A 25,516-nucleotide genomic window follows, 5' to 3' on the forward strand; every position below is an offset into this window, starting at 1 on the left:
GATAGTGGGGTGTCGGCTGCGAAGCCGACGCTGCCGCGCCGCTATTCCTTCGTTCGCTGCGCAACGTGGGCTATCCGTTCCCGCACGACGCCGATCGCCTGCTTGAGCGCGTAGACATCCTGAAAATAGCGGTACGGAATGCGTATCCGGCTCGCGTTCGCGTCGATGTTTTCGATTTCTTCGCTCCATTGCGCGATCTGCGAGCGGTTCGGCTCGCTGTTGCTCCACACTTCGTCTTCGAGTGCCTTGATTTCGCGGTACCAAACCACGAGGCGCTTTTTCATCCGCGCTTCGAGCAGGCGCGGCAACGCCTGAAGCAAGCCAATCAGGAGCGCCGCGAACGGCACGAGGATCAACAGCCGTCGTTCGATCACGCTCGCGAGCCAGAACGGCAGATAGCGGTACAGGAACGGCTGGCCGGACTTGAAATAGCGGACGCTTTCGTCGGAGATCGGGAATTCTTCCGTCTTCAGGTTAGGGAACGTGCCGAGTGGCGTGAAGTAATCTTCGCCACCGTGAACAGCGTGAGCCGCGTCGAGCAGCAGATAGACGAGCGCCGGATGCAGCGTGTCTTTCGATACCAGCAGCGCCGTTGCCGCGAGCAGCGTGACGTCGGTGCGCGGCAGATCGTCGGCGACACTCGTCGACGCGCGCGGCAAGACGATCTTTGAAAGCGACGGGAACTTCTGAACCAGCGCGTCTGCCTGGGCGAAACTCATCAGTTTGAGATTGCTGTTCAGCAGGGTCTTCTGCATCTCGGCGTCGGGCCTGCCGATGAAGAAAGCCGCGTCGATCTGGCCGCTTTCGAGCCCTTGATAAGCTGCCGGTGCATCCATTTGCAGCAGGGTGGAGTTCTGGCTCGTGATGGCGCTGTAGCCGAGCAATACCTGTGCAACGTTGAGCAGGCCGCTACCGGGCACGCCCGTCGAAATTCTCTTGCCACGGAGTTGCGACAGCCGGTCGACGGTCGGGTCGCCGCGATAGAACACCCAGATCGGTTCGTACGACACGGCAGCGATTGTCTGCAGGCCGTCGGTCTCCTTCGGGCTGGTGGTCCCCGACTGGATGAAACCGACTTCGTAGGCGCTGTTCGGGTCTCTCAACCGCTCGTAATTCTCCACCGCGCCGGAAGAACTGCGGATATCGAGCTTGATGCCCGCGCGCTTCAGGATGGGCGCATAGCGATCCGCAAAGCCACGATAGATGCCGTTGTCCGCGCCGCTGGTCATGACGATGGTGCGCTGGAACGCAGGTGCGACCACGATCGCCACCACCCAGCCAAACGCAGCCAACAGAATGGTTACGCCGACGATCAGGAGGCGCTGCCTCCCCCTGGTCATGGGTGTTTTCTGGCTGCGATGCAGTGCCGGATTGTGTCGGGGCATCGTTATCCACGTCTACAGGATTTATCGCAGCAAGGGTCGCGGTGCATTGTGATCCGCTGTGATCGTTATGCTGACCATACTGCCGTCGCCGCTCGTAGTGAGTATGCCACGGAGAGGGAATCCACCGTCGCATTTAGGACGCATCGTTCGCTGGCAGGCTTGCCGGCGTACCCTTCCTGTCTAGTGGTGGGTAATCGCAGATCAAAGATATATGTCGTAGTGCAGACTAATATTCGGTTCAACCGTAAGACAGGAACGGCCACGCGAACAGCCGATGCGTCCGCGCAACGTCTTCCAGATTCAGATATATAAAAAAACATATGGAGGATATGAATTCGTCATTTTACTTGACATACCTCCATGGCGTTTAATTGGCTCCGTCACATCGACCCATAGAGCCAGGGCGCTACGCCAAAGGCTGAAAAAGACAGGAGACAACGATGTCAGCAACAACGCTGCGCAAGCGGCAACTGGCGCTTGCGGACACACCGCGCGCCGGCCGTCCGGCCAGACTGGCGCAGTCCCCGAATCATCGTCCGGACCGTCGGCATGTTGCTGCGCGCGTTCGCCACGCCGCACACTGCCCAGCGCGATAGACCGGCGCGCGTCTCAAGACCTTTCAGCGCTGCGGCCTCGACGTGCCACCCCGGCCAGCTCGCAACGTAGTGCCTGAAGCGGTACGCATGACGCGCAACCGCAATCTGAGGAGACAACCATGGCAATCTCACGCACCGTCGACGTGACGACCTTCATCGACCGGCATCGCGTCTCGCGGTTTCAGACGCTGATCGTCACGCTATGTTTCCTGATCGTTGCCATTGATGGCTTCGATACCGCCGCGATCGGCTTCATCGCTCCCGTGCTGCACGTGCAGTGGCAACTGCAGCCCGCGCAGCTCGCGCCATTGTTCGGCGCGGGGCTGGCGGGGCTGATGGTCGGTGCGCTCGTGTTCGGTCCGTTTGGCGACAGGGTGGGGCGCAAGCGGTTATTGCTCGTTTGCGTGTGCGCATTCGGGCTGGCGAGTCTGATTTCGGCGTTCGCGCCGTCGCTCGGCGTGCTGATCGCGCTGCGCTTTCTGACCGGCCTCGGCCTTGGCGGCGCCATGCCGAACGCGATCACGCTCACTTCGGAATTCTGCCCGTCGCCACGCCGCTCGTTTCTCGTCACGACGATGTTCTGCGGCTTTACGATCGGATCCGCGCTCGGCGGATTCGCAGCCGCCGCGCTCATCGAGCATTACGGCTGGCGCTCGGTGCTGTTCGTGGGCGGCATCGTGCCGATCGCACTCGTGCCGATTCTCGCGTGGCGGCTGCCGGAATCGGTGCGCTATCTCGCAAGCCGCGGCGAACATCGCGAGCGCATCGAACGCACGCTCGCGCGCATCGCCCCCGATGCCGACCTCGCAGGCGCGACGTTCACGACGTCCGGCGCGAAAGCGAGCGGGTCGCCGGTGGGTCACCTGTTCCGTCCCGAACTGCTGCGCGGCACGCTGCTCATGTGGCTCGCCTTCTTCATGAGCCTGCTGGTGATCTACCTGCTGTCGAGCTGGCTGCCAACGCTGCTGCGTACGACCGGCGCCTCGCTGCGCACGGCGGCGCTCGTCACGGCGATGTTCCAGGTTGGCGGCACGCTCGGCGCGATCGTGCTCGGCTGGCTCATGGACCGGCTCAACCCCTGCTATGTGCTCGGTGCAAGCTACGCGGCGGCCGGCGTGTTCACGGCCGCCATCGGCTCACTCGCGGCGACGCCCTGGCTCGCGGCGATTGCTGTCTTCCTCGCCGGCTTTTGCGTATCAGGCTCGCAGGTCGGCGCCAATGCGTTCTCAGCGGCGTTCTATCCGACCGATTGCCGCGCAACTGGCGTGAGCTGGGCCAACGGCATTGGCCGGCTTGGCTCGGTCGTCGGCTCGGTCGCGGGCGGCGCGATGCTCTCGATGGGGCTGACGTTGCCATCGGTCTTCATGATCGTCGGCGTGCCTGCAGTCGTTGCGGGCATCGCGATGACGGCACTAGGACGCTGGCGGACGCAGGCGAACCTGGCGCCGCAAGACGAATTGCTGCTGAGCGGGGAATGAACGCGGCGCACGCGCCGCGGGAAATAACACCAATAAAACGACGAACGCACGAGCGACGTCGATACGACTGGAGATCGTTCAATGAAAAAGATCATCGCCGCGACCTGCGCGGCGTCATTCGGCATGGCCGCGAGCAGTGTGGCCCATGCCCAGGGCAGTGTGACGCTCTACGGCATCATCGACACCGGCATCGAATATGTGACGCATGCAAATCGCGAGGGCGACAGCCTTGTGCGCATGCCCGGCATCACGGGCGAGATGCCATCGCGCTGGGGCCTGCGCGGCACAGAACCGCTCGGCGGCGGCTTGTCCACGGTATTCGCGCTCGAAAGCGGCTTTAACGTGCGCGGCGGCGACAGCGGGCAGGGCGGACGCCTTTTCGGGCGCCAGGCGTGGGTCGGCCTGGAGGGACCATTCGGCGTGTTGAGCTTCGGGCGTCAGTACACGATGACGTTCTGGGCGCTTCAGGATTCGGATCTGCTCGGCCCCGACATCTACGGCGGCACCGGTACATTCGACAACTACGTGCCCAACGCTCGCAGCGATAATACCGTCGCGTGGAAGGGCAAGTGGCACGGCGTAACGGCGGGTGCGACCTGGTCGTTTGGCCGCGACGCCGCGGGCACCGGCAACTCGCCCGGACAGGGCACCTGCGCAGGGCAAATCCCGGGCGATTCGCGGGCATGCCGTCAATGGTCGGCGATGCTGCGCTACGACGCACCCGCAGGCTTCGGCGGCGCGGCCGCGTACGACCAGCAACGCGGCGGCCCCGGCGCAGCGGCGAACTTCTTCGACGGCGTAACACCACTACCGCTGAAGGACTCGGGCGATACCGATTCGCGCATCCAGCTGAACGGCTATGCCCGGTTCGGGCCGGTGAAGGTGGGCGGCGGCTGGCTCGGGCGTCGGGTCGATACCGCAGCCGCGACGGTGCCTAATGTGCAATCGAACCTCTACTACATGACTGCATCGTGGTACGCGACGCCGGCATGGCTGATCGACGGCGGCGTCTATCGCATGATCAACAGCGACCAGAACGCGCGTGGCACGCTCGTGACGCTGCGCAGCACCTACCTGCTCTCAAAGCGCTCGGCGGTCTATTTGCAGGGCGGCTACCTCGCCAATAGCGCACATGCGGCCTACACGATAAGCCAGGGCGGCGCGGGCGCGTCGCCGGGGGCGGGCATGTCGCAGCTTGGTGTGATGGCCGGTATCCGGCAGATGTTCTGACGCCTTGATGTGAGGGCCACTTCAATGGCCAGACGACGCAGGTAGCGGCACCTGCGTCGTGGCCGTGATCGTTGCCAGTGTCACGCCTGGGCGCATGCGCAGCGCCGATGCCAACAAGCAACATGACGATGAACCCGCGAACGGAGGAGCAGTTCAGGCACGAAACTCGGATTTCAACGCCTGATAGAGCCGCCTATACCGTTCGAACCGGTCTCCCAGCACGCTCCGAAGCGCTGTCTCAGGCTCGTATCGTTCAAGGACGGCGGGCGCTTTGACCACTGCAGCGAGTTCTTCCCGTGTGCACGCGAGACGAGCGAGGCGACCTGCTCCAAGTGCCGCTCCGAGTTCGCTTCCTTCGTTTCGATTGAGTTCGAAGCCCAGCGTGCAAGCGCAGAGTTTTCCCCAGAATGCGCTGCGCGAACCGCCGCCAATCAATGCGGCTGCGGTGAGCGCCGTTCCCGCTCCCCGCAGCGCTGCATATCCATCTGCCATCGCAAACGCGACGCCTTCCATCACGCTGTATGCGAGATGCTGGGCGCCATGCGCCGAAGTCATCCCGTAGAAGATCCCCTTTGCTGCGGCGTCGTTGTGTGGCGTGCGCTCCCCGTTCAAATAGGGAAGGAAAATCGGCGCGGCGGCGCTTTGTCCCGAGGGGGCCATCTCGATCAGTTCGGCTACGCTGCTCTTGAGCAAGCCGGACAGCCAGTGCAGGCTCGCCGCTGCGCTGAGGATGACGCTCATCTGATGCCAATGCCGCGGCACGCAATGGCAGAACGCATGGACCGCCTGCGCCGGGTTCGGTGCATAGCTCGCGGTCGCGGCGAAGAGCACGCCCGACGTCCCCAGCGAAAGAAACGCATCGCCCGGCCGGGCAACGCCGATGCCAACTGCGCTCGCGGCGTTGTCACCGGCGCCGCCACAAACCGTCACGCTGCCATCGAGGCCCCACTCGCGCTGAAGTTCTCCCCGCAACTGCGCCGCGGGCTCGCTGCCCTCAACCAGTCGGGGCATGTGCTCCCTCGACAAGCCGGTCGCGTTGAGCATGCGGTCGGACCAGTCGCGTTTTGCGACGTCAAGCCATAGCGTCCCCGAGGCGTCGGACATATCGGACGTAAACTCGCCAGTCAGACGCCATGCGATGTAATCTTTCGGAAGCAGCACTTTTTGCACCGCACGAAAAACGGCTGGCTCGTACTTCGAAATCCAGAGCAGCTTGGGCGCCGTGAAGCCCGGCATGGCCTGATTCCCGGTGATATTGCGCGAATCGGGCACGAGCGCCTCGAGTTCGACGCACTCCGCGTACGCGCGTGTGTCATTCCACAGAATCGACGGACGCAGGACGTTGCCGCTGCGATCGAGTAGCGTCGCACCATGCATCTGGCCGGAAAGGCCAATCCCGCGCAGCGCCCTGAACGCGCGAGGTTGCTCGCTGCGCAGAGCCGCGATGGCGTCGAGCGTAGCGTTCCACCAATCCTGGGGACTCTGCTCCGACCACAGGGGGTGAGGGTTCTCGACGCGCAGCCGGGCCCGGCTGCTGGCGATGACGTTCGATTCGGCATCGGTAAGCACAACCTTTACCTCGGACGTGCCGAGGTCGATTCCCAGATAACTCAAAGTGGATTCCCGACAGTGAGCAGGCGGGCGCGCCGCCTGGCAAGTTCTCAGGCCGCTGCCTTGTGGGCGTGTGAGGGAGCGTCGTTGAGCCGGTGCAACGCGCGAAACTTCGAAGGCGGAATCCCTTTTTGCGCGAGAAACTGCCGGTTGAAGTTCGATACGTTATTGAACCCGACGCGGTAACAGATATCGGTCACGCCGAGATCCGAGCACATGAGCAGTTCGCAGGCTTCGTTAAGACGCAGCCGGTTCTGATACTGCACAAACGTGCAGCCTGTTTGCCGTTTGAAGAAGCGCGTAAAAGTGCTGACGCTCATACTCGACATTTCTGCAACGTCGATTTCACGCAGATTGCCGGCGAGATTCTGCTGGATATAGGACAGCACCTGGTTGATGGTCGACGACATATAGCGTTGCGCACTGACATTGTATGCAGGTCCGGCGAGCAGTTTCCTGCTGGTGCAGGCGATCAGCTGGTCGAGGATCGACATCAGCAGCATGACGCGGCGTGCACCGTGCGCGCCTGAGACCTCCTGCATCACAGGGGCAATGGCGAGGCCGAGTGCGTCCGGAAACTGGATGCCTCGCGAGGCCTGATCGATCAACGCCATCGCAGGGCTGAGTTCGGCGAACGCCGCGACCATCTTCTCGACTGCATCACGTGAGAACTGCAGGACAAGGTCGCGAGACGGCACGCTCGCGCCGCCGTCGCTGTCCGTCACCCAGTTATGAGGCAGATTCGGGCCCGTCAGCACGATGTTGCCAGGATGGAAGTCCCCGATGGAGTCCCCCACGAAGAACTTGCCCGATGAGGCACGAATGACGTGCACTTCGTACTCCGGGTGGAAGTGCCATTTCGCAACCGTATGCGGATAGTCGTGCACCCAAGCCCGAAAGGACTCGTCCTGACGGGTATGGACCAATTCGAGATCCGGATTCATTGCTCTCGTCTCCACGGGAACCCTGACTTCGCGCCCAGGGCGCGTGCTTGCACGCTAATGTACTCCCACGCCGGGCGCCACGTGCAGGCGCGGCTCGGGTAAGGGCGCAACCGCTGCCTCGTCTGCCGGCCCAAGCGACACATTATCCCCGGTCGCGACGTCGAAAACATGCAGATCGTGTTCGCGCAACGCGAGCCTGACGTGATCCCCAGTGTGAGGCACGGTACTCGCCGGAACCAGCGCGGTGATACGTTCGCCTGAGCAGTCAACGGTAATGAGCGCTTCTGCGCCCAACACTTCAACCAGCTCCACCGCACCGCTGAGCACGAGGGCATCGTCCGTTTTCCCATTGTCGGGAATCCATACGAAATTTGGGCGGACCGCCAGCCTGATCGCCTGACCGTCCTGCAAGCGCTGAAAGCGGTTCTCTCGTAGTTGCCATTGACCGGCGGCAGACGACACGACGAGTCTTTCGCCAGTGCGTTGCACCGAGGCATCGAGGAAGTTCATCGCAGGGGTGCCGATGAAGCCCGCGCCAAAAATCGTGCGTGGATACCGGTATAGTTCGGTCGGCGTGCCTTCCTGCTCGATGTGTCCGCCGCGCATCAGAATGACGCGGTCGGCTAGCGTCATCGCCTCGAGCTGGTCGTGCGTCACGTAGACCGTGGTCGTTTTCAGGCGCTGATGCAAGCGTTTGATGTCGGTGCGCAGTTGGGCGCGTAACTTGGCATCGAGGTTCGACAACGGTTCGTCGAACAGGAAGACCGCGGGCGTCTTGATCATCGCCCGGGCGATGGCGGCGCGCTGCTGCTGGCCGCCCGACATGGCGCGCGGCTTGCGCTCGAGCAGCGCATCGAGATTGAGCAGGGCGGCCACTTCGCGCACGCGGCGGTCGATCTCGGCCTTCGGCGTTTTGAGGCGCCGCAGGCCGAACGCGATGTTCTCGTACACACTCATGTGCGGATAGAGCGCGTAGTTCTGAAACACCATCGCGACATTGCGCTCGCGTGCGGGCACGTCGTTCACTACCGTGCCGCCGATCGAGAGACTGCCTCCCGATATCTCCTCCAGCCCGGCGATCATGCGCAGCATCGTCGACTTGCCGCATCCCGACGGCCCCAGCAGCACGACGAACTCGCCTTCGTCGATATGCAGGTCGAGCGGGTGCAATACCGGTTGGTCGCCGTCGTACTGCTTCATGAGCCCTTCGCAGACAATAGTCGCCATGATTCAATCCATCTCGATCTGGATCTTCACGTCCTCGGGCCGGCCAGCAGCGGCTTCCTCGAACGCCTTGATGCCGTCTGAAAACGCGAATTTGCGGGTGATGAACGGATTCACGTCGATCATTCCCGAACTGATGAGGGCCAGCGCCCGCGGGAAAATGTTCGCGTAGCGGAACACCGATTCGAGCCGGATTTCCTTGGCCTGCATCGCTACCACGTCGAGCGCGACCGGGCCTGGCGGCATGCCCACCAGCACCGCGCAGCCGCCCGGACACACGAGGTCCAGCAGAGTGTCGAAGACCTTCGCGTTGCCCGACGCTTCGAACACGACATCGGCGCCCCAGTCTTCGGTCACCTGGCGCACCACGTCTTCCAGCGAATCCTCTGCGGCATTCACGGTAGTCACTGCCGGATTGCCAGCGAAATGGCGCAATTTCTCTTTCACGACGTCGGCGAGGATCACGCGCGACGCACCGCCCGCGAGCGCCGCGAGCGCCGTCATGGCACCGATGGTGCCTGCGCCAATCACGACGGCCACGTCGCCGGGCTTCATGGCGGCCTTCGTGGCTGCTTGCAGGCCGATCGACAAGGGCTCGACGATGGCGCCTTGCGCGAACGAGACGTTGTCCGGAAGCCGGTAGGTGAACGCGGCCGGGTGAACCACGTAGGGGGTCAGGCAGCCATGCACCGGGGGAGTGGCCCAGAACCGCACGGCAGGGTCCAGATTGTAGAATCCGCGCATGGTGGCACGTGAATCGAACTGCGGCACGCCGGGTTCCATGCAAACCCGGTCGCCAACTTTCAGGTGGCCGACTTCGGCCCCCACCTCGACGATCGTGCCCGACGCCTCATGACCGAGCACCATCGGCTGCTCGACCTTGAACGGCCCAATGCGGCCGTGCGTGAAGTAGTGCACGTCACTTCCGCACACGCCGACGGTATGGATGCGAACCTTGACATCACGTGGCCCGATCACCAGCGGCAAATCGATGTCCCGCAGGCTCAGGCGTCGAGCTTCTTCCAGTACAAGTGCCTTCACAACATTCTCCTTATTTACCTTTGACCATTGAGTTCAGGAGGCGAATCAGCACGCCCACGAAGATGATTGGCGGCAGTGCGAGCAATACCGTGGACGCGTTGATCACGCCCCACGGCACTTCCTGACCGAGCGACGTAAACGCGGATGCCACGACCGGCAGGGTGGCGCTGCGCGAGGACGTCAGCGCAAGGCCCATCATCAGTTCGTTCCAGACCAGCACGAAACTGAAAATGATGCCGCCCAGCAGCGTGTTGCCACAGGTCGGCAAGGCGATGCGCCAGAACACCGCGTAAGGTCCATAACCGTCGAGCGTGGCGGCCTCCTCGATCTCGCGCGGCATGCGCTGGAACACGGGTATCGACAGCCATGTGATGGTGGACAAGGTCGTTAGCAGATAGGTGACGATCATCGAGAACCGCGTGTCGTACAGGCCCAGGTCCACCCAGATCGCGATGAGCGGAATCGCTACCGCAACCGGCGGCAGGAAGCGCAGCGACAGCAAAAAGAACTGGATGTCGCGTTTTGCCGGAACGTGAAAACGCGCGATCACGTAGGCTGCCGGCACGCCAAGCACCGTGCCCAGGATGACCGCGGTGCCCACGATGACCGAGCTGTTCTCCAGTGCGATCAGCACCTCCGGGCTCGAAATCACCTGCCGGTAATTGTCCAGCGTCGGCGTGAAGATGAAACGCGGCGTGGGCGTGACGATATCGAGCAGGTTCTTCAGTGAATTGAGCACCGCCCAAAGGATCGGGAACACCGCCACGACGGCGAGCGCAACACCGAGCAGCAGGATCGTACTGCGGGAGATCAGTCTTCCCATTTGTTCACCCGCTTCCAGATAAGCGTGAAAATCAAGGTCGTGGCGACCATCATCAGGACCGCCATGCTCGACGCGTACGACACCTTTCCTGCAAGGCCGATTCCCTGGGAGTACGCGTACATGTCCAGCGTTTCGGTGGATACGCCAGGGCCGCCTTTGGTCATCACGTAAATCAGGTCGAACGAGCGCAGCGATTCCACCATCTTGATGAACACAAGACTCATGATCGGCGCTTTGAGCATTGGCAGCGCGATGTATGCATAAACCTGCCAGGTGCTCGCATAGTCGAGCCGTGCGGCTTCGAGCGGCTCGGGCGGCAGCGTCTCGAGCAGCTTTAGCACCACCACTGAGAAGAACAGGCCCCATTGCCAGATATCGACCAGCGCGACCGCATAGAGCGCAAGCGCCGGGTCCGAGAGAAAGGCCGTGTTCGTGATGCCGAAGAGGCCGATCAACCAGCTGAGAATGCCATTGAGCGGCGAGTACATGAACTTCCAGATAAACGCCGCGGAAACACGTGGCAATAGCACAGGGATGATCAACAGCACACTGATGGCATTGCGCATCCTGCCGCGCACATGCTCGAACAGATAAATGGCAATGACGATTCCGAGCGCGACCGCGCCGAGCACCGTCACGACCTCCCAGATGGCCGAGACTTCAATGGAGTTGATGAAGCGCCGGTCGGCAGCAAGGCGCACGAAATTGCGCATCCATACGAACTCGCTGTCCGGGTAACGCAACACGCGATTGCGGAGCGCGAGGTTGATGGCCGCGATGGTAGGCACGAATCCCAGCACCACCATCGCAACGAGAGGCGGCACCAGAAACACGAACGGAAGGCTAGTCTTTCCGCGATTGAACATTCAGCTCTCCAGCTTCGAACACTCGGGAGCGCATGCCGCCGCTCCCGTGCACAGAGGGGACCCGCGCGCCTCGCGCTTGTCCCCGCGCTGCCGCTCATTTGCGCGCATGCTCCATGGCATCTTGCGCGTACTGGGTCGAATCGTTGAGCGCGCCCTGAATGTCCTTCTGGGTGCCCGTAAAGATTTCCTCGAGCGCCACGCCGAGGTTGTCGCCGATATCCGGCCATTGGGGGCTCGGCCAGAACGTGACTTTCGACACCGGCGTCGTATCCTTCAAGCCCGCGAGAATCTGCGGTTTGACGTGCTTCTGGAAATAGTCGCTTTCGATCGTGCTCGTGCGGTTGTAGTCGCTGAACACGTTGTCGTGCAGGCGTGCCTGCTCCTGTTCCTTGCTTGTTGCCCACGCAATGAACTTGCCGGCTGCCTGGCGGGTGCATTCGTCCTTCGCGCCGACCGCTGAAATGGCTAGTCCATGCCCGTAAGCAGCGGAGGGCAGCGGTGCGGGCGGCCTCACGTAGCCGACCTTGTCGGCGACACTCGACTTGGTGGGGTCTTCCATCCAGTCGGCGAACGGCGTCGACTCGATCATGAACGCCACCTTCCCGGAGCGGAATGCCTCGAGCGCGTTGCTCCAGTCATAGGTGGCGGAGCCCGGCGGCGCATACTTGAAGAGGTCCGTGTAAAGCTGCGTGGCCTTGACGGCAGACGGTGAGTTGAATGCGGGTTGCTGCTGCTTGTCGGTCCATGTTCCACCTTCGGCGAGCATGAACGGCGCCCAGCGCCAGACATTCATGCCGGAGCCGCGCTGGCCTCGGGCAACCCAGCCATACAGGTTCGGCGGCGCGTTGAGTTTCTTGATGTCGGCAACCAGCTCGTCGAGCGTGCGCGGCACCGGCATATGTGCTTTCTCGAGGATATCCCGGCGATAAAACAGGAAGTCGGAACCACCAATCAGCGGCGCGAAATACGCGACGCCCTTATAGCTCGCGACAGCGCGGCGTCCGGGCAGGAAGTCGTTGTAGTCGGCCTCCTTGGGGTAGTACTTCAGCAAGGGCACGATCCAGCCCGCCGTCGCGAACTCGGAGACATTCGCCTCATCCACGTAGTAGACCTGGTACGAACCGGCGCCGGTCGACGCGTCGAGCCGCGATTTTGCGCGGCGGTCGTTCTCTCCGAAGTAGCTGATCTCGATCTTCGTTCCGGTCTTTTTTTCGTAGTCGGGCAAGGACTTTTCCATCACGGTAAGGCCGAGACTTTTCTGCGCGAGCACCTTGATGACAGGAACATTGCACGACTGCGCGACCGACACGACAGGCAGGGTCGCGCCCAGCAACGCACACAGTGCGGAATAGTGGAACCTTTTCACTGCCGTCTCCTGGAAGGTTTTAGTTCGAGTGGTTGTTATCGGCCGGTGGTGGTTGCGTGCCGGTAGATAGCGAGCGTAAGTTAGCACCGGCCTGGCGAGCCAGCCACGCCAAAACGGGGCAGCGGTTCTGTACTTTTTGCTCAGTTTTTGTGTGCAGCGCAAAATTTTGTGTCGAACCTGGGTTGGGCGAGCGTGGCTGTATGCGTTCTGGCAGATCGCGATTCCAGCTCGATTGGCGGTTCGGGGATGGCTGCAAGCACAACCTTCGGCTTTGTCATGCGCCGAATCCTCGCGGCACTGATCCTGAGTACGCCTGTGTATATTTGAAGATTCGCGGGGATCGAATCCGTCGATATCGGGGCAGCTGCGAATCGGGCGTGTCGAGTTGAATGAAGCGAGGCCGGCGTCAGCCTCACCCCTCGAGACACTCGCGCAACGTTCGCGCGAGCCGAGCGGCCTCAGCCGCATCGGCGACGTTCGCGAACCTCATCAACCAAAAGACGACAACTCCAGCATGGTGTAGATAGGTATTTATACCAATGCCAAAACGTATATCGCGGAAGGCGAATATTTCATTAGAAGGTTATCGGGCTTCTCCATAGACTGTGCCGAACCCATTGATCGAGCGCCGTCGCGAGGCAGGGGGCGAGTCGATGACGTTCTTGCCTTACCCGGCATTGCCCGGGAATTCAAATCTAACGACACAAGGGGAGCGGAATACCTGCGTTTTGGCTAAAGCATCCATTCGATCGGTGATTCGAACAGCGTCAGATCTGACAAACGGAAGAAGCACCGTGGAAGCCTGAGCGCAACGGCTGCCGTCACTGGCGTGCGGCGAGCATTGCAGGCCCAGGCTATGGCGAAAAATAGCAATTAGAAACTCGTACATCGGAGACAGAAGAATGAAGCTGGTCAGAAAAATCGCACTACGTACGATGGTGGGAGCAGCGTTCGCGCTTGCTGCGGGGACAAGCGCATTCGCACAGGGCAAGCCGATTACGCTTGGGTTCTCCCAGGTGGGCGCCGAAAGTGCATGGCGCACGGCAAACACCGTGTCGGTGAAAGCGGCAGCAAAGGATGCTGGCATCAACCTGAAGTTCTCGGACGCCCAGCAGAAGCAGGAAAACCAGATCAGGGCGATCCGCTCGTTCATCGCGCAGAAGGTTGACGTTATCGCGTTTTCGCCGGTCGTCGAGTCGGGCTGGGAGCCGGTGCTCGAAGAGGCGAAGCGTGCAAAGATCCCTGTCGTCCTCACCGATCGCGCGATCGACGTGAAGGATCCCTCGCTCTATACGACGATGATCGGTTCTGACTTCATGGAGGAAGGGCGCCGCGCAGGTCACTGGCTCGAGGAGCGTTACAAGAACGAGCCGGGACCCATCAACATCGCAGAATTGCAAGGGACGGTCGGCTCCGCGCCTGCCAACGACCGTCATGCGGGTCTGATGGAAGTGATCAAGAGCGATCCGAAGTTCAAGGTCATCGCGTCGCAGAGCGGTGACTTCACGCTTGCGGGCGGCAAGCAGGTGATGGAAGCGTTTGCGAAGACGTATGGCAAAAAGATCAATGTGGTCTATGCCCATAACGACGATATGGCGCTTGGCGCAATTCAGGCCATGGAAGAAGCAGGCATTAAACCGGGCAAGGATGTCACGGTGGTTTCCTTCGATGCGACGAAGGGTGGCTTTCAGGCCATGGTGGACGGGAAGATCAACGTGGACGTCGAATGCAGCCCGCTGCTCGGCCCCCAGCTGATGGCGGCGGTGAAGGACATCGTGGCCGGCAAGCAGGTCCCGCGGCGCATCGTGACCGACGAAGGCATCTTTCCGATGAATGTCGCAGCGCAAGTCATGCCAAGCCGAAAGTACTGATCTGCACGTCGTATCCAGCCGCTGACGGGCGCGCTCGGGAGCATCGCTCCTGAGCGCGCCGGCTCGTCCCCGACACCATTGGCGAGGCCGTCCGCGGATCTCGCGAGCACCATGAACCCTTTACCCATTCTCGAAATGACCGGCATCGACAAGACGTTTCCGGGCGTCAAGGCGTTGCAGCAGGTCGATTTTCGGCTGTTTCCCGGTGAGATTCACACGTTGATGGGCCAGAACGGCGCGGGCAAATCAACGCTCATCAACGTGCTCACCGGCGTATTCGCACACGATCGCGGCGAAATCTGCCTCGCTGGGAAGCCGGTTCGCTTCACTGCGCCGCTGGACGCCGAAGCCGCCGGGATCCAGACGCTCTATCAGGAAGTGAACCTCTGCCCGAATCTTTCCGTGGCGGAGAACATCTTCGCCGGCCGGCATCCGAAGAAGCGCGGAGCAATCGACTGGAAGGCGATCAACCTGCAGGCGCGGGACGCGCTGGCCACTCTGGATCTTTACATTGATGTCACGCACTCGCTGGATTCCTATCCAATTGCGGTCCAGCAAATGGTGGCAATCGCTCGCGCCGTCTCCGTCGACGCGAGCGTGCTCATTCTCGACGAACCGACTTCAAGTCTCGATGACGGCGAAGTCGCGCGGCTTTTCGCAGTGCTGCGCCGCTTGAAGGAATCGGGAATGGCGATTCTGTTCGTGACGCACTTTCTCGAGCAGACCTATGCCGTGTCGGATCGCATCACCGTCATGCGTAATGGCGCACGAGAAGGCGAGTACCTGGCGAAGGACTTGCCCGTCGACGTGCTGGTCGCAAAGATGACTGGCCGGGAAGGCATGAACGAGACGATGAAGGCAGGCACGTCGGACGGTCCGCACCCGGATGCAGCGGCCGCCCCTTTTCTTTCCATGCAGGGTGTGGGTCGGCGTGGGTTGATGAGTCCCGTCGATCTCGACGTGTGTCCTGGCCAGATCGTTGGCCTTGCTGGACTGCTCGGTTCCGGCCGCACCGAAACAGCGCGGCTGGTGTTCGGCGCCGAGCGCCCGGACACCGGGACGATGCTGATCGACGGACAACGCGCGAAGCTCGCTTCGCCGCGAGACGCGGTGCGACATGGCATCGCCTATTGCCCGGAGGATCGAAAAAAAGAAGGAATCGTAGCGGCGTTGTCGATCCGGGAGAACATCGTTCTGGCGTTACAGGCGCGACGCGGGTGGTGGCGCATGCTGAGTTACTCCCGTCAAAGGAAAATGGCCGATCAATACATCGCGCAACTCGGAATCAAGGCGCGCGACGCAGAGCAGCCCATCGGCCTGCTCTCCGGGGGAAACCAGCAAAAGGTGCTGCTCGCCCGCTGGCTCGCGACCGAGCCGAAACTGCTGATCATGGATGAGCCCACGCGCGGTATCGACGTTGCCGCGAAGTTCGAGATCATGGACCGTGTGCGTTCGCTTTGCGCGAAGGGCCTCGCAATTCTCTTTATCTCTTCTGAAATGAGTGAGGTGGTTCGCGTCAGTCACAGGATTGCTGTCCTGCGTGACCGTCGCAAGGTCGCCGAGATCGCGGGCGATCGCCTCTCGGAGGATCAGGTGTATCAACTCATCGCAGGAGGCGAGTCATGAAGTCGGTTCGCGCGCTGGTGCGGCATCAACTGGTCTGGCCCGCCATCACACTCATCTTGCTGATTCTTCTGGACGTTGCGCATCGCGCAAGCTTTCTCTCGGTGACTGTCCTCGACGGTCATCTTTTCGGCGCGCCGATTGATATCCTCAATCGTGCTGCACCGCTCGTGATGGTCTCCCTCGGAATGACGCTCGTCATCGCGACGCGCGGCATCGACATCTCGGTCGGAGCAACGGTGGCCATCGCCGGCGCGGCCGCCGCGATCATCCTCGAGGCGGATCCGTCGCGCGTTGGCATGGCGCTTGGGGCGGCGATTGCCGTCGGACTGTTGGCCGGGATGTGGAACGGTCTGCTTGTCGCGCTCGTCGGAATGCAACCGATCATCGCCACACTCATTCTGATGGTGGCAGGGCGGGGCGTCGCACAGTTGCTGACAGGTGGCCAGATTATTCCCATTAGTGCACCGGGCTACCTCAGGCTGGGTGATGGGTATCTGGCGATGGTTCCCTGCTCGGTCTGGATCGCCGTCGTGGTGACGCTCGCGCTCGCGCTTCTGGTGAACCGCACCGCGCTGGGACTCTTCGTTCGCTCCATTGGCGTCAATCCTGTCGCAACGCGGCTGGTCGGGCTGCGTTCCGGCGCGATCGTCTTCGGCGTGTACGTCATCTGCGGGTTGATGGCGGCGCTCGCTGGGATCATCGCCAGCTCGAACGTACGGAGTGCTGACGGCAACAATGCGGGACTGCTACTCGAACTCGACGCGATTCTGGCCGTGACGCTCGGCGGGACGTCGTTGCTTGGCGGCCGCTTCAGCCTTGGTGGCACGGTGCTCGGCGCATTGATCATCCAGACGTTGACCTACACGACCTATTCGATCGGTGTGCCGCCGGAAGCAACGCTCGTTGTCAAGGCCGTTGTCGTGGTCGTGGTGAGTGTCATTCAATCAGAAGTTGCGCGTGCGCTGTTTGTCAAGCAGGTGAAACATCTTCTTTCCCCGGCGCGCGAACGCGCATCCACCGGAACGAGTCCATCATGAGAAAGCTGACTGGCCGTCTGGCTGATCCGAGAACCCTGCCCATCGTCGCAACGATCGTGCTGTTCGCTGCGCTGTTCGGTTTTGGTTCCGTCATGTACACCGGCTTCTTTTCGATGCAGGTATTGACGGGCCTGTTCGTAGACAATGCGTTTCTGCTTGTCGTGGCGATTGGCATGACGTTCGTGATCCTGTCGGGGGGCATCGACCTGTCCGTCGGCGCTGTGGTTGCCCTGACTACGATACTGTGTGCTGTGGGCGCGCAGTGGCTGCATTGGCCCATCTGGGTCGTCGTGCCGATCGTGCTGGTTTTCGGCGCGCTTTACGGTGCGGCGATGGGGGCGCTGATTCACTTCTTCCGCCTGCAACCGTTCATCATCACGCTCGCAGGCATGTTCCTGGCCCGCGGCGCCTGCTTCCTGATCACGACGGAATCGATCACGATCGACGAGCCGACGTTCCATGCTGTCGCGTCTCTGAATATTCCGGTCGGCGGCGGCTCCCTGAATGCCGGATCGCTGGTGGGCATTGCGACGCTCGTGGTCGCGATTTTCATCGCGCACTTTACGCGCTTCGGGCGCAACGTTTATGCGATTGGCGGCAATGAGCGCTCTGCGCTGCTTATGGGCTTGCCAGTCGCCAGAACGAAGATCGCTGTGTATGCGTTGAGCGGCTTCTGCTCGGCGCTGGGCGGGGTGATCTTTACGCTGTATGTGCTCTCCGGGTACGGACTGCAGGCACAGGGGATGGAACTCGATGCCATCGCCGCGACGGTGATCGGCGGAACGTTGTTGACCGGCGGGGTCGGCTACGTCATTGGATCGCTATTCGGCGTCGGCATCCTCGGCACCATCCAGACGCTGATCACCTTCGACGGTACGTTGAGTTCGTGGTGGACGCGCATCGTCATCGGCGCATTGCTCTGCGTGTTTTGTCTGCTGCAGCGGATCATCGAGCGGCACGCGGGTCGACGCCGCAAGGGCGGCGGGGGTTTCGCGCCGACATCGGCCGGGCCATCGCACGGTGGGCAGCGGGGGCGGGATAAGCGTCGCAGCGTTGATCTCATCACGACGACTTGATCGTCTCAGGTTGATATCCAGTCTGTCTGAACGGGAGGGGAGAACGTGCTCGACTTACGGGATACGGATTTACGAAAGCCAGTGTTCGGGAAGGCGGCGCGACCTGGCGAGCCAGAGCAGGGCGCAGCCGGGAAGGCGTATCGGCAAACAACGCTTTCGAACGCCTGTCTGAGGCTCGACGTGGAGGCAGGGAGCCACGGCGGGATTGCGCAACTGGAATGGAACGACCGGGGGACATGGACGCCCGTCTTTCGACAGGCGCAGCGGCGCGGGCATATACCGGCTTCCCGTCGACTATCGTGTCAACCGTCGATCTGGGTTCAGAATGCGGCGCAGGACATCGGGGCTTCAGCGACGTCCTTAGGATCACAGCCAATCGGCACAAGTCGGCTGCTTCCGGTGGCCGGTGTTGCCCCCGATGTCGCGCTGATGGGTGACTGGAAAATCGACTCCGCCGGAGAAAAATGTCTCCGCTTGATAACCGAGCTCGCACAACGCTATAAGGCGGTCCAGACATACGAGCTTGACGGGCCAACACTGGAAATAGCCGTCGAATTCGAGAATACGGGACACACGCCGCTACTGTGCGGAATCGAAATCAGTCCGGTCCTGGTGCGGGATTCAGACACCCGCATTAGCGCACCGGCAGGCGGGATCTGGATTGCACGGGAAAACGGAAAGTCTCCCAGGCTCGTTCCGGCTCCGTTCGCATGGCAATTCGGGGTGACATACCCTTTGCCGGCGAAGGTGGTTGACCACGCGTTCACTGGCTGGGGAGGGAGGGCGCTGGTCGAATGGCCGGCGCGACAGATTTCTCTCGCGATCGTGGGAAACACGGACTGCTATCGCCTTCGTGCCTATCCGGAAGAAGATTCGTTTTCGTTCCAGGTGATGAATGATCAATCGGAACACCATTACATTCGCAACGGTGATGATGTGCCCGGCCTGACAGTTCTTGCTGCCGGACAAACGCTCAGCCGTCGGGTCAGCTTCACAGTCGAACGCCTGGCGTCTCTGACGAGGACCGCGCGCTACTCGACGGAGTAGCGGCTTATTCCAGTAGCGCTGTCCGGCGCTGCGTCGGGCAGGGCGCGGCGGGGAAGCGCTGGAATCTTTTCATATTAATAAAAAGTCATCACGGCCCGCGTGAGAGGTCTATTTGACACATCATGAATCGGGGGGAAATATGCTCAAGGGGTTCAGTATCAAAAGCGGGCTGACCTGCGTCATTTCGGTGTTTGTCGTCATCCTGGCCTTGACGAGTTCTGCGGGCATTCTGGCGCTGAAGCTGAACAATGACGCGCTGCGAGCCATGTATGAAGTTGATACCAGTTCGCTCGTCGCGCTGAAGACCAGTGACGCCTTGCTTCAGCGTGCACGCGTTTCGCTCGACAGCTACCTTTCGTTGTATGGTCTGGGCGACCCGGAACCGGCGTTGCTTTCGGGTGCGCGACAGGATTTAAAGGATTCCGAACTAGAATTCTCGAGGTATCTTTCGCTGCAATCGGGCACGGACTCCGAGGCGGCGCGGCAACTGACAGGACGGCGGCGGTCGGTCCTCGACAAGGCAATCCTGCCGGCGGCTGACGCGCTCGGACAAATGGATTTCGGCCGCTTCAAGGAACTCCAGGGGAAGGCGACACAGGATGCCGTGGCGTCTTATCAGAGCGCGATGAAGGAACGGGAGAATGCGGTCGTCGACTTGCAACGGGAGCGTTTCGCGCAGGCGCAGTCCCGCTTTCATTTGATGGTCGCCGTGCTTGCCGGAACGGCGATCGTCGCACTTGCCGTGGGAATAGTCGCGAGGCTGATCCTCGTCGGAATCGTTGTGCGCCCTGTCGCTGAAATCAAGGCACATCTCGCCCGCATTGCCTCAGGCAATCTTCAGGGTGATGCGCTCGCCGAATATCGGAACGAGATGGGAATGCTCATGGCGGACGTCAGGACGATGCAGGACGCGCTGGTGCGAACTGTCCGTAGCGTTCGTGGCGGAACGGAAACCATCAACGTCGGCGCACAGGAGATTGCCTCTGGCAGCGCAGATCTTTCCCGGCGAACCGAGCAACAGGCAGCTTCGCTTGAACTTGCTGCCGCGAACATGGCGCAGTTGACGCGGGCCGTCAAGAAAAACGCGGAGACAGCCAATACCGTGAGCCGACAGGCATTGGTGGCTTCACAAACAGCATCTGCCGGCGGCGAGGTGGTTCACGAAGTCGTCCGGACGATGCAAGGCATATCGGTGCATTCCAGCAAGGTCGCCGAAATCGTGGGCCTGATTGAAAGCATCGCCTTCCAGACCAACATTCTGGCGCTGAATGCCGCCGTCGAGGCGGCACGGGCTGGAGAACTCGGGCGAGGTTTTGCAGTCGTCGCGAGTGAAGTCCGAAGTCTCGCTCAGCGAAGTGCCCAGGCGGCAAAGGAGATCAAGCAGTTGATTGACGCTACCGTCGGAAAGATCGACGAAGGTTCGCTGCTCGCGCAAAGGGCGGGCACGATCATGACCGAGGTTGTGTCGTCAGTCACAGCGGTAAGCGGCTTGATGGCTGAGTTGCACCGGGCCACGCAGGAACAGAGCCACGACATCGAGCAGGTGAGTGGCGCGGTCGTGCAAATGGACACAACAACTCAGCAAAATGCAGCACTTGTCGAGCAGGCTGCAGCCGCAGCGCAATCGCTCAAGGAGCAGGCAGCGCTGCTCGACGATGTCGTTTCGGAATTCAAGATTGCATCGGGTACGTCGTGACTCTCCGGTCACTCAGACGGTATCGTTCACGAGCCCCGTGGTGTTGCCGCTCGCCAGCGATCAAAAACACGACATCTGGAAATAGCCAGAACACGACATTAAGACGTAGCCCCCACATATAAAACTGCGATAATTAAGATTATGTAAAATAAAAGATGGTGTGCACTGCGACGCACCCCCAACACACGCAGCCCCGCCACATCAAACGCGCAATCCCCGGCTTTTAAGCCGATGAACAAGCTGCGCGCGCGTGATACCGAGATTGCGCGCCGCCGCAGAAAGATTCCCCGACGCCTTGCGTACCGCGCTCTTGAGTCGAGCACTGCGGCGCCTCGGTTCGATCTCGCCGGCTGCGCACTCGTATCGCCGTGCATGATTGCGTTTTCACTGGCCTTCGACACACCGGTCCAGACGCATCGCGCCGCGTGGTCTGCCGGTCTCTTCGCACTCGGCATCGCGGCCGCATTCGCTTACGTGGCGTATGCGCGCGGCCGCCGCGATCCGCTCTTCAAGCTCCGCTTGTTCGGCGAGCCGAATTTCAGCGTCGGCCTGATCGGTAATCTCGTCTGCCGCATCGGCTCGAGCTGGTCAACACGCTGATCGTGGGCGCATCGATCGTTGCGTTCGCACTGATCTCGCGCGGCACGCCCATCGCCGTGGAGATTGCCGTGCTGGCCATCTTCGGCGCGGCCAACTCGATGCAGTTCGCCGCGATGAACAGCGTCACGCTCAAGGACCTCTCCCACGAAGACGCCGGCAGCGGCAACAGCCTCTTTTCCATGGTGCAAATGCTCGCGATGGGACTCGGCGTCACCATTGGCGGCGCGCTCGTGAGCCTTGGCGAGGCACAGTGGGGATCGGTGGCGCCCGGCTTTCGCATGAGCTTCGCGGGCGTGGGCGCGATCACGCTGATCTCCGCCCTGGTCTTCCGCCGCATCGACACGCAGACGCGCGTCGCCGCTTCGCCTTCGGCGATGGCGTCAACGGCCGTTCGCCGCTGAGCGCGCGATCAGTGCGCAAGAATCCCCATCGCACGTTTCTTCAGATCCAGGAAGTGTGATTCGAATGCGACCTGTGGCGTGCGCGGCCTTTCCAGTTCGATGGGTACGTCGAGTGCCACCCGCCCCGGCCGCGCTGAAAGCACGACAAGGCGCGTACCGAGAAAGATCGCTTCGTCGATGTCATGGGTGATGAAGACCACCGTGCAGTGGAGCTGCTCCCACAGCGCGGTTAAGAACGTCTGCATGGAACTGCGCGTCTGCGCGTCCAGCGCACCGAAGGGCTCGTCCATCAGCAGCACCTTCGGCTTCATCACGAGCGCCCGCGCAATTGCCACGCGCTGCTGCATGCCGCCCGATAGCTCATAGGGCTTATGGTGGGCGAAAGACTCCAGACCGATGATGCGCAGAATGTCCGCCGACTCCTTGCGCCGTTGCGCCTTGGGCACCGAATGCAGTGACGGCCCGAACTCGATGTTTTGTTCCACACTGAGCCACGGAAACAAGCCGGCCTGCTGGAACACGACGACACGGTCGGCCCCAGGCTGGTCCTTGATCTCGCCATCGACATAGATGTTGCCCTTGGTGGGCGACGTCAAGCCGGCGAGCAAATGCAGCAAGGTCGTCTTTCCACAGCCCGAGGCGCCGAGCACGGTGATGAATTCGCCGCCCCGGAACTGCAGGTTGATGTTTTCCAGTGCCGATGTGGCGCCGAATGTCTTGTACAGAGAATCGATGACGATGTTCAAGTTCGTCTCCTGCTCGACAGTCAGACAGTCAATGGATCAATGCGCCAGATGCTTCGAGTACTGCGGCGCGACGTTGTTGTCGAAACTCGCCGGCACACTCGGAATGCGGCCTATCGAGTTGAGCACCTTGGCCGTGTTCACCAGAGTCAGGTACGAGGCGGAGGTTTTGACGCCTGCGTCGAGGCCCATGACTTTCGGCGTGGTCTGGTCGGCGCCGGAAAACAGCTCATAACCGGCGAGTTCGCCCGTCGCCACCGGCACTGTCACGCCCGTGGCCTTCGCCATCTCGGCGAGCGCCTTGTCGCGATCCTTCATCGTCACCTGATAGCCCTGGTCGAGCGCGGCGACGAAACCGCGGACCAGGTCAGGATGCGCCTTCGCCCACTCTGAGTTGGCGATACAGACGTTGTAGCTCGAGGCTTCGCGCGGCAGATCGCCGTCCGTCTTGATCGCCTTGCCGCCGGCCGTACGCAGCGCGCTGAATACCGGATCCCAGACGATCGCCGCATCGATCGCACCGGTCACCCACGAGGTGCGCATCTGCGGCGGCGCCATATTGATCTGCGTGACGGACGCATACGGCACGTGCGCAGCCGCAAGGAAGGTCGCCAGTTCGAACGAGGCCTGCGAGCCGGCGACGATCGCGATCTTCTTGCCTTGCAGCCCGGCGACGTCGTGGATGCCGCTATCCGGCTTGACCACGATGCCGGCCGCATTCGTGTAGCGCTCCTGGTTGTACACGATGGTCATCGGCAAGCCCTGTGCAATTGCGGTGACGAGCGGCGGAACGCCCAGCCCGCACATGAACGTGAGACTGTTCGATGCCAATGCACTCATCGCCGCCGGACCCGAACTAAAGAGCTTGTACTGGACATCGGCGTTCATCTGCTTTTCGAACATATGCTCGGCCATCGACACCATGTACGGATCGGCGCCATTGTCCTCGTAGCCGATGATCACCTCGGGCTTGCTCTGCGAATGCACCGCGCCGGGAACCAGACAACTGCTCGCCAGCACAGCCGCGCTCATGCCATAGACCCATTGCATCTTTTTCATTTTTCGTCTCCTCCGATTACCCGATTAGTTATGTCCGCGCCACGGTACGACGATATTTTCGATCTTGCGAATCGCCAGCTCCATTCCATATCCGATCAAGCCGATGATCACGATGCCGACGATCACGATGGCAACCTGCAAGGCCTGTCCGGCGAACTGGACGAGCCAGCCAAGGCCGCTGCTCGCCGCGATCAGTTCCGCGGCAACCAGACAGGTCCACGCCACGCCGATACCCACGCGCATTGCGGTGAAGATCTCCGGCATTGCCGAGGGCAGCACGACCTTGCGGAAGATTTGCGCGTTGGTCGCGCCGAGCGTGCGGGCAACCTCGATGCGCAGCGGCGGTGTGCTTTTCACGCCCGACATCGTGCCGATGATGATCACAGGAATGGTGCCGACCAGAATCAGAATGGCTTTGGGCAATTCGCCGATGCCGAACCACACCACCAGCAGCGGAATATAGGCAAGCGGCGGAACCGGCCGGACGAACTGCAGCAGCGGATCGATGATGTCGAACACGATCTTGTTGCGTGACATCAGCAGCCCGATCGGTACGCCGATCGCAATCGCGCCCACAAAACCAATAACGATGCGAAAGCAACTAATCAGGACATCGCTGACGAGCGATTGGCCGCCGTAGCCGTTGTGGACGATTTCGACGAAGGCCTGCCACACCGCCACCGGCGAGGGCAGCGCGAACGCGGGGAAGATGCCCGCCATCGATACCGCCTGCCAGAGCGCGACGCATATCACGAGCACGGCCGTGGTCAGCCAGTACGAATTCAGTTTCCCGTGGCCGCGGCGGATCTTGATGACTGGCTCGGTCGACGAGTCCGCGTGATGCTTCATCATCTTTAGTCTGGGTAGGGCTCTCACCGCCTTCTCCTCAAGTTGAAAAACAATGCGCACACCAGCGCGAAGCTCCGCGTCCGGTTCGGGTTCCGTCTCAATTCAAGTATAGTCAGCGGCTACAGGGCAGATTTCGTCTTCATTTATTTCGCACTCGCGAACTCGCCCGTTTAGTCAAGCATTCTCAATCAATAAAGCGGCGGGTAGTACCAGGCGGAAAGTTCCGATGGGGCCAGTCGCGGATGACCGCTGTCTCCCGCTTTCCCTAAGCGCAGCAGGCCCCGTCCAGCCGATTTCTTCCGATTATTTGCCCCCGCGCGCTCGCAGCCCCAAGGCCCGCCAGCCGGTCGCGCTGCGCCGCAGCAAGGGCCTGGCGTGCGCGCGTGCGTCGAGTGGCTTGCCGAAAGCGGCGTGCTGACCGTTTCGTCGCGAACCGTCGCTCCGAAATTTACCTAATCGACTCGGACGGCCAGTGTTGAATATCGTGTTGATTGACTGGCCGATTCAGCCGCTATCCGGCCGCTCAAACGTTCTCTCACCGCCGTCATCGAACACAGGAGCCAGCATGCCGACCCGTACCCCGTCCGCCCTTTGGGCACAGCAATTCCGACGGTCACCGGAGTCGAAGACGAGTCTGCAGCACCAGATCCGCGAGATGCTGGTGGCCTCCATCCTCGACGGGCAACTGCCGCCGGACTCCGCCTTGCCTTCGAGCCGCGAACTGGCCGAGCAACTCGGCGTAGCGCGCAATACCGTCGTGCTCGCCTACCAGATGCTCGTGGAGGAAGGCTATCTGGTCTCGCGCGAACGCAGCGGGCACTTCGTCAACCCCGAGATGCTGGAGGGCCTGCACGGCGTAACGGTCCAGCAGCGGGTCCAGCAGCGCGTGCAGCAACGGGTTCAGCAGCCCGACGTCGTCAAGCCCCATGGCGCCCGGTTGCCCGCCC

General features: G+C 61.5%; 21 protein-coding genes and 1 pseudogene. 10 read left to right on the forward strand and 12 right to left on the reverse strand.

The genetic code is table 11. The annotated features are described in order from the left end of the window. Positions 1 to 41: 41 nt before the first annotated feature. Positions 42 to 1,340, reverse strand: coding sequence for a TAXI family TRAP transporter solute-binding subunit (locus tag M3I56_RS34930; RefSeq protein ID WP_254357887.1), 1,299 nt, complete (start codon positions 1,338 to 1,340; stop codon positions 42 to 44). A 760-nt stretch (positions 1,341 to 2,100) separates the two neighbouring features. On the opposite strand from M3I56_RS34930, the gene M3I56_RS34935 reads away from it, so the two are divergent. Further along, positions 2,101 to 3,459, forward strand: a complete 1,359-nt coding sequence (locus M3I56_RS34935) for an aromatic acid/H+ symport family MFS transporter (RefSeq protein ID WP_254357888.1) — start codon at positions 2,101 to 2,103, stop codon at positions 3,457 to 3,459. Between the two features lie 81 nt (positions 3,460 to 3,540). Next, a complete protein-coding gene (locus M3I56_RS34940; protein ID WP_302057128.1) occupies positions 3,541 to 4,689 on the forward strand; it encodes a porin in 1,149 nt (382 codons plus the stop codon). Positions 4,690 to 4,842: 153 nt separating this feature from the next. On the opposite strand, the gene xylB is transcribed toward M3I56_RS34940, so the two are convergent. The 7 genes from xylB to M3I56_RS34975 form a co-directional block, all read right to left on the reverse strand. Further along, the gene (xylB, locus tag M3I56_RS34945; RefSeq protein ID WP_254357889.1) at positions 4,843 to 6,303 is read right to left on the reverse strand and encodes a xylulokinase; all 1,461 of its coding nucleotides are present in this window, start codon (positions 6,301 to 6,303) and stop codon (positions 4,843 to 4,845) included. A gap of 47 nt (positions 6,304 to 6,350) precedes the next feature. Continuing rightward, positions 6,351 to 7,244, reverse strand: a complete 894-nt coding sequence (locus M3I56_RS34950; protein ID WP_254357890.1) for an AraC family transcriptional regulator — start codon at positions 7,242 to 7,244, stop codon at positions 6,351 to 6,353. A gap of 54 nt (positions 7,245 to 7,298) precedes the next feature. After that, entirely contained in the window at positions 7,299 to 8,471 is a 1,173-nt protein-coding gene (locus M3I56_RS34955; protein ID WP_254357891.1) for an ABC transporter ATP-binding protein, read from the reverse strand. A 3-nt stretch (positions 8,472 to 8,474) separates the two neighbouring features. Then, the gene (locus M3I56_RS34960; protein ID WP_254357892.1) at positions 8,475 to 9,509 is read right to left on the reverse strand and encodes an NAD(P)-dependent alcohol dehydrogenase; all 1,035 of its coding nucleotides are present in this window, start codon (positions 9,507 to 9,509) and stop codon (positions 8,475 to 8,477) included. Between the two features lie 10 nt (positions 9,510 to 9,519). Beyond that, a complete protein-coding gene (locus M3I56_RS34965) occupies positions 9,520 to 10,332 on the reverse strand; it encodes a carbohydrate ABC transporter permease (RefSeq protein ID WP_028207513.1) in 813 nt (270 codons plus the stop codon). Next, positions 10,320 to 11,198 (reverse strand): carbohydrate ABC transporter permease, encoded by an 879-nt coding sequence (locus M3I56_RS34970; protein ID WP_254357893.1) that lies wholly within the window; start codon positions 11,196 to 11,198, stop codon positions 10,320 to 10,322. Before M3I56_RS34970 ends, M3I56_RS34965 begins: the two co-directional genes overlap by 13 nt. A 94-nt stretch (positions 11,199 to 11,292) precedes the next feature. Next, positions 11,293 to 12,564, reverse strand: coding sequence for a sugar ABC transporter substrate-binding protein (locus M3I56_RS34975; protein ID WP_254357894.1), 1,272 nt, complete (start codon positions 12,562 to 12,564; stop codon positions 11,293 to 11,295). A gap of 902 nt (positions 12,565 to 13,466) precedes the next feature. Here M3I56_RS34975 and M3I56_RS34980 point away from each other — a divergent pair. From M3I56_RS34980 to M3I56_RS35005, 6 genes are all read left to right on the forward strand, one after another. Further along, positions 13,467 to 14,435 (forward strand): ABC transporter substrate-binding protein, encoded by a 969-nt coding sequence (locus tag M3I56_RS34980; RefSeq protein ID WP_028207518.1) that lies wholly within the window; start codon positions 13,467 to 13,469, stop codon positions 14,433 to 14,435. A gap of 111 nt (positions 14,436 to 14,546) precedes the next feature. Beyond that, complete coding sequence (locus M3I56_RS34985) at positions 14,547 to 16,061, forward strand: sugar ABC transporter ATP-binding protein (protein ID WP_254357906.1); 1,515 nt, start codon at positions 14,547 to 14,549, stop codon at positions 16,059 to 16,061. Further along, positions 16,058 to 17,098 (forward strand): ABC transporter permease, encoded by a 1,041-nt coding sequence (locus M3I56_RS34990; protein WP_254357895.1) that lies wholly within the window; start codon positions 16,058 to 16,060, stop codon positions 17,096 to 17,098. The genes M3I56_RS34985 and M3I56_RS34990 overlap by 4 nt, the downstream gene beginning before the upstream one ends. Next, positions 17,095 to 18,174 (forward strand): galactofuranose ABC transporter, permease protein YjfF, encoded by a 1,080-nt coding sequence (yjfF, locus tag M3I56_RS34995; protein WP_254357896.1) that lies wholly within the window; start codon positions 17,095 to 17,097, stop codon positions 18,172 to 18,174. The genes M3I56_RS34990 and yjfF overlap by 4 nt, the downstream gene beginning before the upstream one ends. Before the next feature lie 45 nt (positions 18,175 to 18,219). Continuing rightward, positions 18,220 to 19,221: an aldose 1-epimerase gene (locus M3I56_RS35000; protein ID WP_254357897.1), complete on the forward strand. Its 1,002-nt coding sequence runs from the start codon at positions 18,220 to 18,222 to the stop codon at positions 19,219 to 19,221. Positions 19,222 to 19,360: 139 nt separating this feature from the next. Next, positions 19,361 to 20,917: a methyl-accepting chemotaxis protein gene (locus M3I56_RS35005; RefSeq protein WP_254357898.1), complete on the forward strand. Its 1,557-nt coding sequence runs from the start codon at positions 19,361 to 19,363 to the stop codon at positions 20,915 to 20,917. 201 nt (positions 20,918 to 21,118) lie between these two features. Here M3I56_RS35005 and M3I56_RS41215 read toward each other — a convergent pair whose 3' ends face one another. Next, positions 21,119 to 21,259 carry a helix-turn-helix domain-containing protein gene (locus tag M3I56_RS41215; RefSeq protein ID WP_375541845.1) on the reverse strand — a complete coding sequence of 47 codons (141 nt, stop codon included), beginning with the start codon at positions 21,257 to 21,259 and terminating at the stop codon, positions 21,119 to 21,121. Here M3I56_RS41215 and M3I56_RS35010 point away from each other — a divergent pair. After that, positions 21,239 to 21,918: pseudogene (locus tag M3I56_RS35010) on the forward strand (MFS transporter); the annotation flags it as partial. The gene M3I56_RS41215 and the pseudogene M3I56_RS35010 sit on opposite strands and share 21 nt — an antisense overlap. Before the next feature lie 8 nt (positions 21,919 to 21,926). On the opposite strand, the gene M3I56_RS35015 reads toward M3I56_RS35010, so the two are convergent. The 3 genes from M3I56_RS35015 to M3I56_RS35025 are packed head-to-tail and all read right to left on the reverse strand — an operon-like array spanning position 21,927 to position 24,572. After that, complete coding sequence (locus M3I56_RS35015) at positions 21,927 to 22,664, reverse strand: ABC transporter ATP-binding protein (protein WP_254357899.1); 738 nt, start codon at positions 22,662 to 22,664, stop codon at positions 21,927 to 21,929. Positions 22,665 to 22,700: 36 nt separating this feature from the next. After that, a complete protein-coding gene (locus M3I56_RS35020) occupies positions 22,701 to 23,720 on the reverse strand; it encodes an ABC transporter substrate-binding protein (protein ID WP_254357900.1) in 1,020 nt (339 codons plus the stop codon). A gap of 24 nt (positions 23,721 to 23,744) precedes the next feature. Continuing rightward, positions 23,745 to 24,572, reverse strand: a complete 828-nt coding sequence (locus M3I56_RS35025) for an ABC transporter permease (protein WP_254357901.1) — start codon at positions 24,570 to 24,572, stop codon at positions 23,745 to 23,747. 562 nt (positions 24,573 to 25,134) lie between these two features. Between M3I56_RS35025 and M3I56_RS35030 the strand changes: the two genes are divergently transcribed. After that, on the forward strand, positions 25,135 to 25,516 hold a 382-nt coding region (locus tag M3I56_RS35030), incomplete at its 3' end, for a GntR family transcriptional regulator (RefSeq protein ID WP_254357902.1).

It is taken from the genome of Paraburkholderia sp. CNPSo 3281 (assembly GCF_024206515.1).
GTDB lineage: Bacteria > Pseudomonadota > Gammaproteobacteria > Burkholderiales > Burkholderiaceae > Paraburkholderia > Paraburkholderia nodosa.

Coding starts and splice junctions, on each gene's coding strand:
- M3I56_RS34930 (WP_254357887.1), bottom strand. CDS start 1,340: ATGACCAGGGGGAGGCAGCGCCTCCTGATCGTCGGCGTAACCATTCTG.
- M3I56_RS34935 (WP_254357888.1), top strand. CDS start 2,101: ATGGCAATCTCACGCACCGTCGACGTGACGACCTTCATCGACCGGCAT.
- M3I56_RS34940 (WP_302057128.1), top strand. CDS start 3,541: ATGAAAAAGATCATCGCCGCGACCTGCGCGGCGTCATTCGGCATGGCC.
- M3I56_RS34950 (WP_254357890.1), bottom strand. CDS start 7,244: ATGAATCCGGATCTCGAATTGGTCCATACCCGTCAGGACGAGTCCTTT.
- M3I56_RS34955 (WP_254357891.1), bottom strand. CDS start 8,471: ATGGCGACTATTGTCTGCGAAGGGCTCATGAAGCAGTACGACGGCGAC.
- M3I56_RS34965 (WP_028207513.1), bottom strand. CDS start 10,332: ATGGGAAGACTGATCTCCCGCAGTACGATCCTGCTGCTCGGTGTTGCG.
- M3I56_RS34970 (WP_254357893.1), bottom strand. CDS start 11,198: ATGTTCAATCGCGGAAAGACTAGCCTTCCGTTCGTGTTTCTGGTGCCG.
- M3I56_RS34980 (WP_028207518.1), top strand. CDS start 13,467: ATGAAGCTGGTCAGAAAAATCGCACTACGTACGATGGTGGGAGCAGCG.
- M3I56_RS34985 (WP_254357906.1), top strand. CDS start 14,547: ATGAACCCTTTACCCATTCTCGAAATGACCGGCATCGACAAGACGTTT.
- M3I56_RS34990 (WP_254357895.1), top strand. CDS start 16,058: ATGAAGTCGGTTCGCGCGCTGGTGCGGCATCAACTGGTCTGGCCCGCC.
- yjfF (WP_254357896.1), top strand. CDS start 17,095: ATGAGAAAGCTGACTGGCCGTCTGGCTGATCCGAGAACCCTGCCCATC.
- M3I56_RS35005 (WP_254357898.1), top strand. CDS start 19,361: ATGCTCAAGGGGTTCAGTATCAAAAGCGGGCTGACCTGCGTCATTTCG.
- M3I56_RS35020 (WP_254357900.1), bottom strand. CDS start 23,720: ATGAAAAAGATGCAATGGGTCTATGGCATGAGCGCGGCTGTGCTGGCG.
- M3I56_RS35025 (WP_254357901.1), bottom strand. CDS start 24,572: ATGATGAAGCATCACGCGGACTCGTCGACCGAGCCAGTCATCAAGATC.